This is a genomic window from Ruegeria sp. ABM4_193, assembly GCF_056158705.1.
In genome coordinates, this window is record NZ_JBSWTT010000001.1 from 3,122,666 (window position 1) to 3,138,896 (window position 16,231).

Genomic DNA, 16,231 nt, shown 5'->3' on the forward strand with positions numbered 1-16,231 from the left:
CGGCACAATTGTGTGCCGAACAAAAGGCCTAGTGTGCGATGTGACCCTGATTGAACCCCAAGAATATCGAGAAGCCTTTGTGCAATATCTGCGCAAGGGCACGCCAATCCGTTTTGAGACGAAGAACGCCAAGCCTGCCACCCACTACATCTGGCGAACGCGACGCGATGGTAAGGTTCGGTCAGCACATGCCGAACGAGAAGGCCAGATTTTTTCATGGGACAATCCACCAGAAGGCGGACACCCTGGGGAAGACTACGGTTGCCGTTGCACGGCGGAACCATATTTCGCCGAGGTTTCCGAGTTTATGGAAATTGCCTTGCAGGGTGTCTCAGGTAGTGGTGCCGCTTGGAGCAGTAGTGATTTTGTGAACCACTATTACCGTGGCAATGGTCGAGGCGTCACTGTACGCGAGACCGGCCACCTTTCCGCAATCGTCAGTCAATACATGGCTTTGGTGGATAAAAACCTGAAAGACCAAGTTGCGAGGGCAGCTCGCGAGAAGCGCGATGGCAGTTTCTCTGATACTACGTTTTACAACACCTATGGCATGACAGGTGTCGTTTTCAGTATTGGTGATACAGTGATCGGCGGGGAATTTTCAGTGAACGTCGAAGAACAGCATGGTGTGCTGGCCGTTGGAGGCTCAATTGAGTTCTATTTGAGGGACGAATTTGCTGATCCGGCTGATATAGGTGTTGAAGTCATTGATCCAGGAGAGACGATTTTTGAGAACATACACAGGCCGCTAGATAACTACCTTCGGGGGCGCACCGGCCTTCCACCGCGTGGTCCTCAACGGCTCGGGATTCAAACTGGTGAACCGTATTCAATAACTGACGATTGGTCTGGAACCTTGAGAGGACAAATCTACCTAGACCCTGCGCGAAGTGCCTATGGATAAATTCCGCGTCCTTTTCGTTACCGGAACATGTGTTGCAATTTTTGCAATCGCCTTCTCTTGGGGTGTTCCAACACGCTGCGTTCAGCTTCCGAACGGTATGAATATCGGAAAGCAAGCCCTGATCGACCTGAACAGGCCATATTTCATACCCGATATTGTCCCAAAGTTCAGAAACGGACGGTCGCTACTACCTGGAGACGCATGGCCGTTCTTTACCACAGAAACAACAGTTCACGGGCTTGCGCTAGAAACCGATCCCGAAGATGATTTCTGGTTCGCATGGCGTGAAGACACTGGTTTGGTCCTAAAGAAAGAAAACCTTTCGCTTTATGAAACGCTCGTTTCCGAAGCTGGCGCACCGATGGGCAACAAAGGTATCAATGTCGTAGGTTCTCATGTCGTGATGATGGAACTGCAAAGACGACCGGAATATGCCAATCAAACGTGTCGAACGCGATGGGTAACAATCGGAACGGGTAATCTCTAGGCCGCAACCGCCTCAGCACTGTTTTTCGCCATTTTTATATTCCGCACGGTGGTCGCGTGCCATTTGCCGCCCCGCGCGTTCAATTCCGCCGCGATCTGGCGAAGGGATGCAACACGGCCGACCTTCGCGCGTCGCGCAGCATAGTGCATTTTGGGCTCTAAGCAGCCATCTTGCCAACCACCCCAAAAAAAAGCCGGGCCATTCGGCCCGGCAGTCCAACAGGGAGGTGCATGTCATAACCCGGACATGCGCGGGTTGGGAGTAACCTAATTATGAGTACAGGGTATCACTTTGATCCAAGTCAATCCACACCCAGTTAAGACACCAGCCGATATCCACCCGATTCTGTGACCAAAAGGCGCGCATTGGACGGATCGGGCTCGATTTTCTGACGCAGACGGTAGATGTGGGTTTCCAGCGTGTGGGTTGTCACACCGGCGTTATAACCCCAGACCTCATGCAGCAGCACGTCCCGCGCCACGACGCCGTCGGTCGAGCGGTACAGGAACTTGAGAATGTTCGTTTCCTTCTCGGTCAGGCGGATTTTACGGTCATCTTCGGTGATCAACATCTTCATCGCCGGTTTGAACGTATAGGGGCCAAGCACAAAGACGGCATCTTCTGACTGCTCATGCTGGCGCAGCTGGGCACGGATGCGGGCCAGAAGAACCGGGAATTTGAAAGGTTTGGAGACATAGTCGTTCGCACCTGCATCCAGCCCAAGGATGGTATCGGCGTCGCTGTCATGACCGGTCAGCATCAGGATGGGGCTTTTAACGCCTTGCTTGCGCATCAGGCGGCACAGTTCGCGCCCGTCGGTATCAGGCAGGCCGACATCCAGAATGACCAGGTCATAAATCGCCTCACGCGCACGTTCCATCGCCGAGGTCCCGTCAGAGGCTTCGAACACATCGAAATCCTCGGTCATTACAAGTTGCTCGCTGAGCGCCTCGCGCAGATCCTCGTCATCGTCCACCAACAGGATTTTCTTGAGCTGAGCCATTTCCCGGTCCTCCAAACGCTTTTCCATCACTTGCGTGTGGAATATGAATTCAACAAGCTTTACTGCAATCGTCTCACGCCTTCGTGTCAGAGTTTGCAGAAATGTTTCACATTTCCTTTCGTAAGAGATAGGAAAAGGGCTGAACGTTGTAGGGTAACCTAGATGAGCCTCGCCCCCGATATTTCTGAATTGCTGGCCCGCGCACGGGCTGATCTGCGTATGGGTGTTCCCGTGGCCCTTACCGATGACAGTGGCTACAGCGTACTTGCTGTTTCTGCGGAAACGCTCAGCCCGCAGCGTCTAGCCGATCTGAAGGCATTAGGAACGCCGGTTGTGGCCATAACCGGACGGCGGGCCGAGACGCTAAAGGCACGCGCCTATGACGGAGATCTCGCGCGGGTTTTGGTTCCCGCAGATGCGGATATTACCTGGGTTCAGGCGGTGGCAGATCCTTCGGACGACTTGAACGCGCCGATGAAAGGCCCGTTGATGACCGAGCGGCAGGGCAATGCCAATCTGCACCGTATCGCAATCGCGCTGGCAAAATCCGCGCGAATCCTGCCGGCAGCTGTGGTTGTTTCCATCGAAGACGGGCGTTCCTTTGCTACCACGCACGGCCTGACATGCATCGATCACACGCGCGCGGCACCACATCTGGCAAATCGCAGCGCATTGCACGAAGTGGTTGCCGCCCGCCTGCCAATGGAAGTGTCAGAGGCCGGTCGCCTGCACATCTTCCGTCCCGAAGACGGTGGCGAAGAACATTATGCCGTCGAAATCGGCCGTCCAGATCGGGACAAGCCGGTATTGGCCCGTTTGCACTCGGCCTGTTTTACCGGCGACCTGATGGGCAGTCTGAAATGCGACTGCGGTCCGCAGTTGCGTGGAGCATTGGCACAGATGGGATCTGAAGGAGCTGGTGTCTTGCTGTATCTCAATCAGGAAGGTCGCGGCATCGGATTGGCCAACAAGATGCGGGCCTATTTCCTTCAGGATCAAGGCTTTGACACGGTCGAAGCAAACCATAGGCTTGGCTTTGAGGACGATGAGCGCGATTTCCGGCTTGGTTCGGACATTCTGAAGTCACTGGGCTTCAACTCGGTCAGGTTGTTGACCAACAACCCTGCCAAGATCGCAATGATGGAGCGGACAGGGATCGCTGTAACCGAGCGCGTGCCTTTGAAAGTGGGTGAAACAGCTCATAACCGGGGGTATCTGGCGACAAAAGCCGCGAAATCGGGGCATTTGCTTTGACCCCCAGCGATCTTGTGCTGACCCCGCGTGGCGTTCGGTTTCTGGGCAGGGTTTTCCCTTGCACCATTGGCAAGGGCGGAGTGAGCAAGTTCAAGCGTGAAGGCGATGGTGCCACCCCCACCGGGCATCACCGGATTGTCGGGATGCTCTACCGCGCGGACAGGATTGCACGCCCAACGTACTGGGCGCACCCGATTGGCCTTCAGGATTTATGGTCGGATGACGTATCCGACACCAACTACAACCACATGGTGGCCGCGCCTTACGCCTTCAGCCACGAAAAACTGCAACGAGCCGACCCGCTGTACGATCTGGTTCTTTTGACGGACTGGAACTGGCCTAACGCCGTCCCCGGGAAAGGGTCAGCCATCTTTTTGCATCAGTGGCGACGACCCGGATATCCGACCGAAGGTTGTGTCGCCTTTCGCCGAGATCACTTGCATTGGATCGCTGATCGCGTTGCCCCCGGAACCCGCCTGATTATTCCTGAGGTTTGACCCGTTCGCCAAAAATGGCCGAACCAACACGCACATGGGTTGCACCCAAGGCAATGGCTTGCTCGAAATCGCCACTCATCCCCATCGACAGCCCCTCCAGACCGTTGCGTGCAGCAATCTTGGCCAGAAGCGCAAAATGTAATGAGGGTTCTTCGTCGACAGGGGGAATACACATCAATCCACGCACAGGAAGATCAAGCGCTTTGCAATCAGCAATGAACTTATCCGCGTCGGCGGGAAGAATACCGGCCTTTTGTTCCTCTTCACCTGTATTGACCTGAATGAACAGATCAGGGCAGGCTCCCATCTCTTGCGCCAAGCGGGCCAGCGTTTTGGCCAGTTTTGGACGATCCACCGAGTGAATCGCATCGCATAACTCCATCGCCTGCCGGGCCTTGTTGGTTTGCAACGGGCCGATAAGGTGCAGATCAACTCCTTCGAACTGCTCTTTGAAGGCGGGCCATTTGCTGGCGGCCTCTTGCACCCGATTCTCTCCGAAACACCTGTGCCCCTGTGCCAGAACTGCCTGCACGCGTTCATTCGGCTGCACTTTGGACACTGCGATCAATTTCACTGAACCAACCGGACGCTCGGATTTAGATTCTGCTTTGGTGATACGCGCGGTGATGTCTTGCAGCGACATTGGATCCTCATTCTGTATTTGGCGCAGAAAAACACCAAGTCGGCACAAAAGAAAAGGGCGAGTCCGAAGACCCGCCCTCAAACCTTACGGTTCAGATCAGCTTAGAAGTTGAACTGAGCACCGAAGTCAGCAACGATGGTCGAGTCTGCGCAGATGTCGCAGTCGTTTACACCGATACCACCGCGCAGCGATGCACCGCCACCCAGGTCGTAGATCGCACCGATTGCGACCTGCTGCGTGTCGAGGTCGGCGTTGCCGTCACCGTAGGTGAACAGCAGGGTGGTTGCAGCGCCCAGGTTGTAGGCTGCCGACAGACCCCATGCGGTGCCGTCAGTTGCTGCGATCTCGGTTGCGTCGTCTGCAACGAACAGAGTACCCGAGAAGTCACCGAATTCTGCACCCAGGGTCAGAACGGTCAGGCTCGGATCGCTAACACCGGAAATACCAGCGTCGGTCTGACCATAGGCCACAGCGGCGGTGATGTTGTTGAAGGTGTAAGTCGCGCTGATGTCCCAGCGGTCAGCATCGGTTGCAACGCCGTTAATACCAACGGTCGCCTGATCATACGATGCACCAAATGCGAAGTCACCAACCGAGTACTGGAAGAACACAGCGTTCGAACCCGAACCGGTCGACGAGTAACCCAGGAAGCTGTAGTTAACACCCGAGTACTGGCCTGCGAACAGTTCCAGACCTACTTCGTTGCCGTAGTAGTTTGCCAGGTTGTCGAAGGCACCTGCAACGTTGCCCGCGTCAACACGCAGACCGCCGAAGATGACCGAGAAGCGTGCGCCGTTCAGACCGGCCGAGTTTGCTTCACCGGTGCTGCTGTCTTCGTCAGCTTGCAGACGAACACGACCTTCGAAACGAACGCCACCGTCAGTTTCAACGATGCCGTCGATGTTCAGACGGAAACGCGAAACCAGGATCGCGTCATCGGTTTGAACAAGTGCGGTGTTGGTTGTAAGCCCGCCACCAGTTGTAGTGGAAATGTTCGGAACGGTACCGGAACGATCTTCAACGTAGCCCAGACCAAAACGGCCGTAACCGCTGAATTTAACTTCAGCTGCTGCAACGCCTGCGGTCGCGATCAGCGCCGTAGTTGCGAAGAGAACTTTTTTCATCTTGTTTCCCTCGGTTTCAAAAAGAGTTATCTACTCGACACATGCCTCGGCATATGTCTCAGCACGGACACCGTTTCGCTCTTTTTGCCCCCTTTGCGCAAGCTTGGCATAAACGCTGCGGTGTCATTGGGGGCAAATTGGTGCAAGGATGCCACAGTCCATTTCCCCCCAAGACCAGCCACCTACCGGGATTTCACAAGAATAGGCTTGTTGCAGCGGGGGTCCTTGGCTAGGAGTATCCCTTGAATACTGCACAACAAGTGAAACAGGACCTGTTTACAATGCGCCTGCCGACGATTTTGGGATTGATCATGCTGACCGCCACCATTTCGGCATGTGGGCAGAATCAAAGCGCCACGACGACTTATACGCCCAATCTCGCAGGCGGAAATTCCGACGAGCGTGAGTTGAATGACCCTAACCGCTCGACGATTTGGGACATTTTCGACCGCAGCACAGCCGAGCAGGTAACAAATGTGAACCGCTACCTGTGGGCGGCTTCGCTTGATGTGCTGAACTTCCTGCCTGTTCAAGAGGTCGACCCATTTACCGGAGTGATCGTAACCGGTTACGGCACACCACCGGGTGGAGGACGCTCTTATAGGGCCACGGTTCACATCAGCGACCCGGCCCTTGCGGCACGGTCATTGTCAGTTGCCCTGCAATCCAGCGGAGGCTCTCCGGTCAGCGCGGCGACGACGCGTGCAGTCGAGGATGCGATTCTGTCTCGTGCCCGTCAGCTACGCATCGCGGACAACAAGTTCTAGCAACCCGCCGAAAATCACACTAATACCACGCCGGGTTCCTACCCGGCGTTTTCATTCACGAAGGACCGCACGATGTCGCGCTACTCGGCCAACGAAATCGAAGCAAAATGGCAAGAGGCCTGGGACAAGGCCGGAATCTTCACCGCTAACCACAAGGCGGACAAGCCAAAGTATTATGTGCTTGAGATGTTCCCCTACCCCTCGGGCCGAATCCATATGGGGCATGTGCGCAACTACACCATGGGTGACGTGATTGCGCGTCACAAGCTGGCGACAGGACATAACGTGCTGCACCCGATGGGCTGGGACGCCTTCGGGATGCCTGCGGAAAACGCCGCGATGGCCATTGGTGGCCACCCCAAAGACTGGACTTACGGCAACATCGCCGACATGCGCGGGCAGATGAAGCCTTTGGGCCTGTCCATCGACTGGTCTCGTGAATTCGCCACCTGCGACCCTGAATATTACGGCCAGCAGCAGGCGTTGTTTCTGGATATGCTCGAAGCCGGGCTGGTTTACCGCAAAAACGCCGTGGTGAACTGGGACCCGGTCGATATGACCGTTCTGGCCAATGAACAGGTGGAAAACGGACGCGGCTGGCGTTCGGGCGCATTGGTCGAGCGTCGTGAACTGACCCAATGGTTCTTCAAGATTTCGGATTATTCCGAAGAATTGCTCGACGCGCTGGATACATTGGACAACTGGCCCGCCAAAGTGCGCCTGATGCAGGAAAACTGGATCGGCAAGTCGCGCGGCCTGCAATTCGGGTTTGAACGCACCGATGGTGGCGACCCAATCACGGTTTACACGACTCGTCCCGACACGCTGCTTGGCGCGTCTTTTGTTGGTATCTCGCCGGATCATCCAATTGCCAAGCAGCTCGAGGCCGAAAACCCAGAAGTTGCTGAATTTGTTGCCGAATGCCGCAAAGGTGGTACCACCGAAGAGGCCATCGAGACGGCAGAAAAGCTGGGCTATGACACCGGTATTCGCGTCAAGCACCCGCTGGACCCAAACTGGGAGCTGCCGGTTTGGATCGCGAACTTCATCCTGATGGACTACGGCACCGGCGCAATCTTTGCCTGCCCGGCGCATGACCAGCGCGATCTTGATTTCTGCCGCAAATACGGTCTGCCGGTGGTCGATACGTTCTTTGCGCTCGACGACGACACGCCGGTCGACAAAATCGCGTTCGTTCCGCCAAAAACCGAAAAAGTCCGCTGGGTGAACCATTTCGCGGGCCTGACCGAGGCCACCGGCGACGAGGCGATCAACGTGACCGTCGATTTCGCCGAAAAGGCCGGTTGGGGCGAAGGCGTCACCAAATACCGCCTGCGTGACTGGGGCCTCAGCCGCCAGCGCTATTGGGGCTGCCCGATTCCTGTTGTGCACTGCGATAGCTGCGGTGTGGTGCCCGAGAAGAAAGAAAACCTGCCAGTCCGACTGCCCGACGATGTGACATTCGACAAACCGGGCAACCCGTTGGACCGCCACCCGACGTGGCGCGACTGTGCCTGCCCGAAATGTGGGGCTCCGGCCAAGCGCGAAACCGATACGATGGACACCTTTGTCGATTCGTCTTGGTATTTCGCCCGTTTCACTGCGCCGCGTTCTGAGACGCCCACCGATCTGGCCGAAGCTGAATACTGGATGAATGTCGATCAGTATATCGGCGGCATCGAGCACGCGATTCTGCATTTGCTCTATTCCCGCTTCTTTGCACGCGCGATGAACATAACCGGTCACCTGCCGAAAAAAGCCATCGAGCCGTTCGATGCGCTGTTCACGCAAGGCATGGTGACGCATGAGATCTACCAAACTCGCGACGCTAACGGCCGCCCGGTCTATCACCTGCCCGAGGATGTGACTGACGGCAAACTGGCTGATGGCACTGAGGTCGAGATTATCCCTTCGGCCAAGATGTCGAAATCCAAGAAGAACGTGGTGGACCCGGTCAGCATCATCTCGGCCTTCGGTGCCGACACCGCGCGCTGGTTCGTGCTGTCCGATTCGCCACCTGAGCGGGATGTGGAATGGACCGCATCGGGCGCTGAGGCTGCATTCAAGCACCTCAGCCGTGTGCATCGCATCGCGTCGGAAATCGCCGATTCGGGCGTTCCGGCCAATGCCGAGGACGAAGCCCTGCTGCGCGAAATGCACAAGGCGATCCACGACGTGTCGGGTGGCGTCGAATCCTTTGGCTTCAACGCATCGATCGCCAAGCTATATGCCTTCACCAACACGCTGGCCAAGTCCAAAGCTGGCACCGCGGCCAAACGCGAAGCAGCCAAAACGCTGGCGCAACTGATGTCGCCGATGACCCCGCACCTGTCTGAAGAGCTTTGGCAACTGCTGGATGGCGAAGGTCTGGTGGCCACCGCAACCTGGCCCGTCGCGGATGAGGCGATGCTGATTGACGACACCGTCACCCTGCCGATTCAAATCAATGGCAAGCGTCGTGCGGAAATCAGCGTCTCCAAGGATCTGGCCAAGGACGAGGTTGAAAAAATCGCGCTCAGCACCGAAGCTGTGCAAAAGGCGCTGGATGGTAACGCGCCCAAGAAAGTGATCGTAGTTCCAGGTCGGATCGTGAATGTCGTTGTTTAACCGCAGAATCCTTTTGCTGATGCCGCTGGCCGCCTGTTTCCTTGGCGCGGCCTGTGGCTTCCAACCGGTCTATGCGCCCGGTGGAACGGGTTCGCAACTCTACGGCAAAGTTGCAGTGTCCGAGCCGAACAATGTCGACAGCTATCTTCTGGTCCAGAATCTGGAACAGCAACTGGGTCGCAGCGCCGGTGCGGTCAGCGCGTACAAACTGGACGTGCGGGTCACGACCGTGACGCGTGGGGCCGCGATCACCACGACGAATGAAACGCAACGGTACACGATTGACGGGCGGGCCCAGTATTCGCTGCGGTCCAACGAAACCGGACAGATTGTAGCCTCGGGCACGGCCTCCGACTTTGTGTCTTACTCCGCCGCAGGTTCAACTGTTTCCACACTGGCTGATGAGCGCGACGCCAAAGACCGCCTGATGGTTATTCTGTCGAGCCAGATCGTGAACCGACTGAATGCAACACCGGATCTGGCCACATGAAGCTGAGCCCGCGCGAGGCTGATGGATATTTCTCCAAGCCGGACGCGGACAAGACCGGGTTGCTGATCTATGGCGCAGATGCCATGCGGGTCGCGCTCAAGCGTCAGCAGGTTCTGGCAGCTTTGCTTGGCCCCGGTGCCGAAGAGGAAATGCGCCTGACACGCCTGCCCGGCAGCGACCTGCGCGGCGATCCCGCGTTGTTGCTGGATGCCGTCAAGGCCGTTGGGTTCTTTCCCGGTCCCCGCGCGGTATTTGTCGAAGAGGCCACCGAAACCGCAGCACCTTCGATACTGGCTGCGCTTGAGGATTGGGCCCCCGGAGACGCCCAGATCATCGTCACGGCCGGGCAGCTGAAACCCAGTTCGAAAATTCGCAAAGCGTTCGAAGCACATCCGGCGGCTTATGCGGTAGGCATCTATGACGACCCGCCATCCCGCGCCGAGGTGGAACGGATTCTGACCGAATCGGGCCTGAGGAATGTACCCCGCGATGTCATGTCTGCCATCAGCGAGCTGGCCGTCAGCCTCAGCCCCGGCGATTTCGCCCAAACCGTTGAGAAACTGTCGCTTTACAAGCGCGGCGACAGTTCAGAGCTGACCATCGAAGACATCGAGGCTTGCGCCCCGCGCTCGACCGAGGCTGCTTTGGACGATGTTTTGAACGTAGTGGCCGAAGGCCGCGCGGGCGAGATCGGCCCATTGATCCGGCGCTTGCAGGCGCAAGGGACAAATGGCGTGACATTGTGCATTGGGGCCACCCGCCATTTTCGCACGCTTTATGCCTGCGCCTCGGATCCGGGCGGCGCGGCACAGGGTATCGGCAAGCTGCGCCCGCCGGTTTATGGCAAGCGGCGGGACCGTATTCTGCGACAGGCGCAGGGATGGGGCGCACCCAAGCTGGAAACTGCGCTGACGGTTCTCACCGACACGGATTTATCGCTTAGGTCTGCAGGTCAAACGGCACCCGCTATGGCCTTGGTGGAACGCGCCATGATCCGCCTTGCGATGCTGGCGCGATCACGTTGAACTACCGGGTCTTTGCCAGCCAATCTGCGGCTGCCAGACCAGCCCACCGCCCCGTAGCTAGGCAGGCTGTCAGCAAATAACCCCCTGTCGGGGCCTCCCAGTCCAACATCTCTCCTGCGCAGAACACACCCGGCAACGCGGTCAGCATCAGCCCGCCATCCAATGACGCCCTTTTTACGCCCCCTGCCGTCGAGATTGCTTCGTCCATCGGGCGCAGACCAGCGTGCAGGATGGGCAGTTTCTTTAACACTGCAACCTGATCTGGTTGAGCTGTGCCGCTGCGTTTCATTATCTCATGAAACATAGCGACTTTTTGTGGCGACAGGTTCAGCGACTTTCTAAGCCAGTGGGACAGTGTAACCTTCGACCGTTTCGCGTCATAGCGCGCCTGCAGGGTTTTGTGATCCAGATCGGGCACCAAATCCACAAACAACGGCTGTCCAGCACGCAAGGCTGGGGTGAGCGAATACAGCCCGCCGCCCTCCAGCCCCTTTGCAGAAATCGCGGCTTCCCCGCGACTTTCAGAATCGCCTGCTATCCAACGGACCGATTTCAACGCGGCCCCAAAATGCAGCCGCATATGGTCGCTCCAATCCACGGACAGGGCAGAATTCGCAGGCTCGAAAGAAGCCAGAGCCACACCTCTGCTTGCAAGAGCCTCTGCCCATTGACCGTCCGAGCCAAGGCGCGCCCAGCTTGCCCCACCCAGCGCCAGTACGGTGACATCTGGTGAAATACTGCGCGGCCCGTCGGGTGTGTTAAATATCAGTGCCTCCCCTTCCCAACCTGTCCAGCGCCAGCGGGTTTTGACCTCAACCTTTGCATCGCTTAACCGGGCCAGCCAGGCCCGCAACAGGGGCGAGGCTTTCATAACCTCGGGAAAAACCCGGCCTGTTGAACCAGTAAACAAGGGCTGACCCAAGTCACGCGCCCAGCGCTGTACTGCCTCGGAATCGAAAGCAGAAATCATCGGATTCAACCAATCCGCAGCCTCGCCGTATGCGCGGATCAAGGTATCGAACGGCTCATCTTTGGTCAGGTTCAGTCCAGTTTTTCCAGCCATCAGGAACTTCCGCGCGACTGACGGTTTGGCCTCGGCCACCAGCACGGAATGCCCTGCAGCGGCCAGTTGTTCAGCGGCCATCAACCCGGCGGGGCCTGCTCCGATCACCACTGCCTGCGCCATTCACACCCTCTTGCCTTCGCCGCTTTCAGGCGCAAGTTTCTAACCATCATGACGAACAGCGATCCGATCTGCCCGCTCTGCGACCGCCCGATCCCCGACGGAGGCGGCAGCCTGCATCATCTGATCCCAAAACTCAAAGGAGGCAAGGGCGGACCAACCGTTCTTTTGCATCAGATCTGCCATAAAGAGGTCCACGCCACCCTGACCGAGGCCGAACTGGCACGCAATTTCAACACAGTCGAAGCCCTGCGCGCGCATCCAAGGCTGGAAAAGTTCCTGAACTGGGTTCGCAAACGCCCACCCGGCTTTCGGTCAAAGGTTCCAGGCAAACGGCGCGGACGGTGATCAACCCGGCAGGATCGGATCACCAAAGGCGTCAGTCAGAGGTTCAGGCACGCCTTCGATTTCAATGCCCTGATAATCTGGCACAGGCGCGAACTGAGCCCCCGCAACGTGCTGAAATTCCAGCGTTGTATAGGGCCGTTTCCACAGCCATTCCCGGTTTTCAACCGACCATAGATCGGGATTTGGAGGCGTTTCCTGCGTGAAGGCATAGAAATGCAGGTCAAATCCGTATGGCGCAACGTCTTGCATGGATAACAACGACATGCCTTGCCCGCGCCAAAACTCGTCTTCAGCCGCGATGTCCCCGGTCCGCAAAGTGATCTGACCGATCCGCGCCTGCGCGAACAGCGCATCGGGATCAGCAGCGTGCAAAGGCCGGTTGCCTTCGAAATCATGTTGCAGCAGCTCGATGACAAAGCCTTCAGGGTCGGCCAGATGACACATGTAGCCGATATCCAGGAACTGGTTCGGATCGCTTACCGGAACACCCCGCGCGCGCAGATGGGTCGCAGCAAGATCAACATCCGGTACGGTTATGCCGATTTTCCAATAACGCTGGCCCCGGTCATGCGTGTATCCACCGCCGTCGGGCAGCAACAGAAGGTCTGCATCCTCGCCCGCATAACCTACACGAACGTTTGCGCCTTCTTCCCTGACGGACATGCCCAAAATGTCTCGATAAAAGGCCGCCAACTGGCGCGGATCATCGACCCGCAGACGCAGGGCAGAGGTCCTCATGAACACAACCTAGCGATTCCGGCGGCAATCTTTGGGTCGGCGTTGACGCTATCGGCCACCAGATCGCGTGCGGTTTGCATCAGGTGATCAGCCTCGACAATCCGGTCTACCAATCCAAACGCATAAGCCTCTTGCGCGGTGATCTTTTGACCCGCCATCAGAATCAGCTTTGCGCGCGCCGGTCCGACCAAAGCCGCCAGCCTTTTGGGATCGGAGGGTTGCGGCAGAAATCCCAGTTTCATCACAGGATAAAAGAATTTGGCCGAAGGCACCGCGATACGCAGATCGCAGGCCAGGGCCATCCCGTTGGCCCCACCAGCCAGGGTTCCGTTCAACGCTGCAACGGTCAGGCAGGGCAAAGCCGCAATAGCGCCAGACAGACGCTCCCAGACATCCGACGTGGCCAGACCGGCGCGCGCCTCATCAAGATCGGCACCGGCACTGAACACCTTGCCTGCACCTGTCAGGATCAACGCCTTTGCCTCAGTCGCAGCTTCGACGATCTCAGCCAGTTCAGCCAGCATCGCCCCGGTCAGAGCGTTGGCTTTGTCCGGGTTGTTGATCTTGGCGATCCAAAGACCATCCTCTTTGGTTAGATCGATCATATCAACCCAACCCGTTTGCGGATGTCTTCCAACCGCAGCGAGATTTCGGTGCCCAAAAACTCATCCGCATCATCGGAACACATCCAGAGCAGCGCCCGCGCGGGCCAGTCTGCGGGAATGTGCACATCCCAATCCAGTTGACTGACCGGATTGATGCCGCTGGCCTTGATCGACCGCTGCATATCCGTGGCCACGGTTCCCGGTGACAGGCCCATGGCGCGAATGCCGTTATGGGCCTCTTCCAGATGTAGACATTCCGTCAGCATTTTTGCCCCGGCCTTGGAGGCGCAGTAGTGGCTCCACGCTTCAACCGGATTTGATGCCGCCCCGGACGAGATGGTCAGAATGCTTCCCCCGCCAGCGGCCCGCATGATCGGCAGCGCGGCGCGCATTCCGTAAAAGACACCTTTAAGGTTGATGTCGATCGCCTTGCTCCAAGCCTCTACATCCGCGTTCGAGAGATGAAAGATCGGATCGATCACACCGGCATTACCAATTAAAACATCCAACCCACCAAAATGATCTACGCACGTGGCCACAGCCTGTTCGACCTGCGCAAAATCGCTGACATCACACGCCAGGGCGATGGCCTGATCGCCCAGCCCAGCAGCCAAAGCGTCGATCTGATCGTGGCTGCGCGCCACCAAGGCGACATTGGCCCCGGCCGCGGCAAAAACGCGCCCCGCTTCGGCCCCGATTCCCCGGCTGGCCCCTGTAATGAGTACCGTTTTACCCTGCATCTGCCCCTCCTCGCGCGCTGCAATTGCTGTCGGCTACAGCCGTAGCGCGGAAACGGGGAAAGGGTCCAGCCCTTGCCCCCTTGACGATACCCGCCACAAACCCGACCATGCGCCACAAATTGATCAAGAAGGGTTACCTTATGTCCGTTTTCTTCCGCCGCAGTTGCGGTGCAGCTTTGGCCTATGCCTTTGCCACTCAGGGTGCGTTTGCCGACCTGACGGCTGATGATGTCTGGGCCAATTGGCAAGGCTATTTCACCTCGATGGGATACTCCGTCACGGGCGACGAAAGCTCGGCGGGTGGCGTAACCACCATTTCGAACATGACACTTTCATTGGCACTGCCCGAAGAGGACGGGCAATTCCAAATGGTCATGCCAGAGATGACGCTGACGGAAAACGGTGACGGAACAGTGACTGTCGGTGTGCCGGAAAACTTTCCAATGGTCGTCACGGGTCAGGCTGAGGAAGGCGACTTTTCGGCGACTGTGAACTACACTCACAAACAGTTGAACATGGTGGTTTCGGGCTCTCCCGAAGACATGACCTATGACTACGCCGCCGATACGCTGGGTGTAGTATTGGAGTCGATCGAGGTCGAGGGCGAAGCGGTCCCGGATGATGTCTTTAACCTGGCGGTTGAGGCGAATGATCTGACAGGCAGCTCACGCATGCAGATTGCAGAAAACCGCGATCTCACCCAGACGTTCAACGCAGCCAGCCTGACCTACAACATGAACTTTCAGGATCCTGAAAGTGGCGAAACCGGTTTGATCAATGGTCAGCTGGACCAACTGGCGTTCGAGGGCGAAAACGTGTTTCCGAAAGACATTGACCTTTCGGACCCACAATCTTTCTACGAAGCCGGTTTTGCCTTCGACGGCATCTTTACCTACGCTTCGGGCAGCACCGACCTGAGCGGCACCAGCGAAGGTCAGGCGTTCTCGATGAACAGTACGTCGGAAGGCGGACGCTTTGCCGCCACCATCGACTCTGAGAAACTGGTCTATGATATCGACCAAAACAGCACGAAACTTGCGGTGACGACCGCAGACCTGCCCTTCCCGATTGAGATCTCAATGGCCAAGGCCGGGCTCAACTTTGAGTTCCCGGTTCAGCAATCGGACGAGGTTCAGCCGTTTGGGTTGGGATTCAATCTGACCGATTTCACAATGTCAGACGTGCTTTGGAGCATTTTCGACCCCGCAGGTGCGCTGCCGCGTGATCCGGCAACGATTGCCCTGGATGCAACCGGAACGGCAAAGGTTCTGATGAACATTTTTGATCCGGAAATCGACATCGAGTCAGACGAAGCTCCGGGAGAGCTGCATTCTCTGAAAATCAACGAGCTTCTGGTGTCACTGGTCGGTGCGAAACTGACAGGTGATGGCGATTTCGCGTTCGACAATTCGAACACCGAAGAATTTGACGGTCTGCCCAGCCCAAGCGGCGTTGCGAACCTTCAGCTTGTTGGCGCCAACCAGTTGATCGACACCCTGATCGGCATGGGTATCATTTCGGACAATGACGCCTTGGGCGCCCGGATGATGATGGGTCTGATGGCAGTTCCGGGCGAACAACCCGACACACTGAACTCGACCATCGAATTTACCGAAGATGGCCAGATTCTGGCAAATGGCCAGCGCCTTAAGTAAAGTTGGGAAAGGGCTGCAAACCTTGCAGCCCTTTCTAACGTTTTCCACCCAAAATCACTGTAACCGGGTGGGTTCTTCAAAATCCCCATCACACAATCCGGTCACGGGTCTTGCGACACGGGCGGTCCAAGGCTAGGTCCTTGCTCATAAATCCGGAGGCC

General features: G+C 57.2%; 17 protein-coding genes. 10 read left to right on the plus strand and 7 right to left on the minus strand.

Annotation, left to right across the window (positions count from 1 at the left end; all coding sequences use genetic code 11):
• The first annotated feature begins 40 nt into the window (after window positions 1-40).
• Both ACXADZ_RS15610 and ACXADZ_RS15615 read left to right on the plus strand, forming a co-directional pair.
• The gene (locus ACXADZ_RS15610; protein WP_475197701.1) at window positions 41-904 is read left to right on the plus strand and encodes a phage minor head protein; all 864 of its coding nucleotides are present in this window, start codon (window positions 41-43) and stop codon (window positions 902-904) included.
• Window positions 897-1,391 (plus strand): hypothetical protein, encoded by a 495-nt coding sequence (locus tag ACXADZ_RS15615; RefSeq protein WP_171105859.1) that lies wholly within the window; start codon window positions 897-899, stop codon window positions 1,389-1,391. The genes ACXADZ_RS15610 and ACXADZ_RS15615 overlap by 8 nt, the downstream gene beginning before the upstream one ends.
• A 316-nt stretch (window positions 1,392-1,707) precedes the next feature.
• Here the strand turns inward: ACXADZ_RS15615 and ACXADZ_RS15620 are convergent, their stop codons facing one another.
• Entirely contained in the window at window positions 1,708-2,394 is a 687-nt protein-coding gene (locus tag ACXADZ_RS15620) for a response regulator transcription factor (RefSeq protein ID WP_171096035.1), read from the minus strand.
• Window positions 2,395-2,556: 162 nt separating this feature from the next.
• Here ACXADZ_RS15620 and ribA point away from each other — a divergent pair, with 162 nt between their 5' ends.
• Together ribA and ACXADZ_RS15630 are read left to right on the plus strand one after the other, a co-directional pair.
• Entirely contained in the window at window positions 2,557-3,648 is a 1,092-nt protein-coding gene (ribA, locus tag ACXADZ_RS15625; RefSeq protein ID WP_475197702.1) for a GTP cyclohydrolase II, read from the plus strand.
• On the plus strand, window positions 3,645-4,145 hold the full coding sequence (locus ACXADZ_RS15630; protein ID WP_475197703.1) for a L,D-transpeptidase family protein: 501 nt from the start codon (window positions 3,645-3,647) through the stop codon (window positions 4,143-4,145). Before ribA ends, ACXADZ_RS15630 begins: the two co-directional genes overlap by 4 nt.
• On the opposite strand, the gene ACXADZ_RS15635 is transcribed toward ACXADZ_RS15630, so the two are convergent.
• Together ACXADZ_RS15635 and ACXADZ_RS15640 are read right to left on the minus strand one after the other, a co-directional pair.
• Complete coding sequence (locus ACXADZ_RS15635; protein ID WP_475197704.1) at window positions 4,129-4,788, minus strand: YggS family pyridoxal phosphate-dependent enzyme; 660 nt, start codon at window positions 4,786-4,788, stop codon at window positions 4,129-4,131. The two genes, ACXADZ_RS15630 and ACXADZ_RS15635, sit on opposite strands and share 17 nt — an antisense overlap.
• A 101-nt stretch (window positions 4,789-4,889) precedes the next feature.
• Entirely contained in the window at window positions 4,890-5,912 is a 1,023-nt protein-coding gene (locus ACXADZ_RS15640) for a porin (protein ID WP_475197706.1), read from the minus strand.
• A gap of 281 nt (window positions 5,913-6,193) precedes the next feature.
• Here ACXADZ_RS15640 and ACXADZ_RS15645 point away from each other — a divergent pair, with 281 nt between their 5' ends.
• From ACXADZ_RS15645 to holA, 4 genes are all read left to right on the plus strand, one after another.
• Window positions 6,194-6,679 carry a DUF3576 domain-containing protein gene (locus ACXADZ_RS15645; RefSeq protein WP_171188751.1) on the plus strand — a complete coding sequence of 162 codons (486 nt, stop codon included), beginning with the start codon at window positions 6,194-6,196 and terminating at the stop codon, window positions 6,677-6,679.
• Window positions 6,680-6,751: 72 nt separating this feature from the next.
• A complete protein-coding gene (gene leuS / locus ACXADZ_RS15650; RefSeq protein WP_475197707.1) occupies window positions 6,752-9,286 on the plus strand; it encodes a leucine--tRNA ligase in 2,535 nt (844 codons plus the stop codon).
• Window positions 9,273-9,776 (plus strand): LPS assembly lipoprotein LptE, encoded by a 504-nt coding sequence (gene lptE, locus ACXADZ_RS15655; protein WP_475197708.1) that lies wholly within the window; start codon window positions 9,273-9,275, stop codon window positions 9,774-9,776. The genes leuS and lptE overlap by 14 nt, the downstream gene beginning before the upstream one ends.
• Window positions 9,773-10,801 (plus strand): DNA polymerase III subunit delta, encoded by a 1,029-nt coding sequence (gene holA / locus ACXADZ_RS15660; RefSeq protein WP_475197709.1) that lies wholly within the window; start codon window positions 9,773-9,775, stop codon window positions 10,799-10,801. Before lptE ends, holA begins: the two co-directional genes overlap by 4 nt.
• A gap of 1 nt (window position 10,802) precedes the next feature.
• Here the strand turns inward: holA and ACXADZ_RS15665 are convergent, their stop codons facing one another.
• Window positions 10,803-11,987, minus strand: a complete 1,185-nt coding sequence (locus ACXADZ_RS15665) for a TIGR03862 family flavoprotein (RefSeq protein ID WP_475197710.1) — start codon at window positions 11,985-11,987, stop codon at window positions 10,803-10,805.
• Between the two features lie 48 nt (window positions 11,988-12,035).
• Here ACXADZ_RS15665 and ACXADZ_RS15670 point away from each other — a divergent pair, with 48 nt between their 5' ends.
• A complete protein-coding gene (locus ACXADZ_RS15670; protein ID WP_171188621.1) occupies window positions 12,036-12,332 on the plus strand; it encodes an HNH endonuclease in 297 nt (98 codons plus the stop codon).
• Here ACXADZ_RS15670 and ACXADZ_RS15675 read toward each other — a convergent pair whose 3' ends face one another.
• Genes ACXADZ_RS15675 through ACXADZ_RS15685 form a run of 3 tightly spaced genes read right to left on the minus strand, consistent with a single transcriptional unit; the run spans window position 12,333 to window position 14,415 of the window.
• Window positions 12,333-13,070 carry a VOC family protein gene (locus ACXADZ_RS15675; RefSeq protein WP_475197712.1) on the minus strand — a complete coding sequence of 246 codons (738 nt, stop codon included), beginning with the start codon at window positions 13,068-13,070 and terminating at the stop codon, window positions 12,333-12,335.
• The gene (locus ACXADZ_RS15680) at window positions 13,067-13,675 is read right to left on the minus strand and encodes an enoyl-CoA hydratase/isomerase family protein (protein WP_475197713.1); all 609 of its coding nucleotides are present in this window, start codon (window positions 13,673-13,675) and stop codon (window positions 13,067-13,069) included. Before ACXADZ_RS15680 ends, ACXADZ_RS15675 begins: the two co-directional genes overlap by 4 nt.
• A complete protein-coding gene (locus tag ACXADZ_RS15685) occupies window positions 13,672-14,415 on the minus strand; it encodes an SDR family oxidoreductase (RefSeq protein ID WP_475197714.1) in 744 nt (247 codons plus the stop codon). The genes ACXADZ_RS15680 and ACXADZ_RS15685 overlap by 4 nt, the downstream gene beginning before the upstream one ends.
• Window positions 14,416-14,555: 140 nt before the next feature.
• On the opposite strand from ACXADZ_RS15685, the gene ACXADZ_RS15690 reads away from it, so the two are divergent.
• Window positions 14,556-16,070 (plus strand): DUF2125 domain-containing protein, encoded by a 1,515-nt coding sequence (locus ACXADZ_RS15690; protein WP_475197715.1) that lies wholly within the window; start codon window positions 14,556-14,558, stop codon window positions 16,068-16,070.
• Window positions 16,071-16,231: the final 161 nt, after the last annotated feature.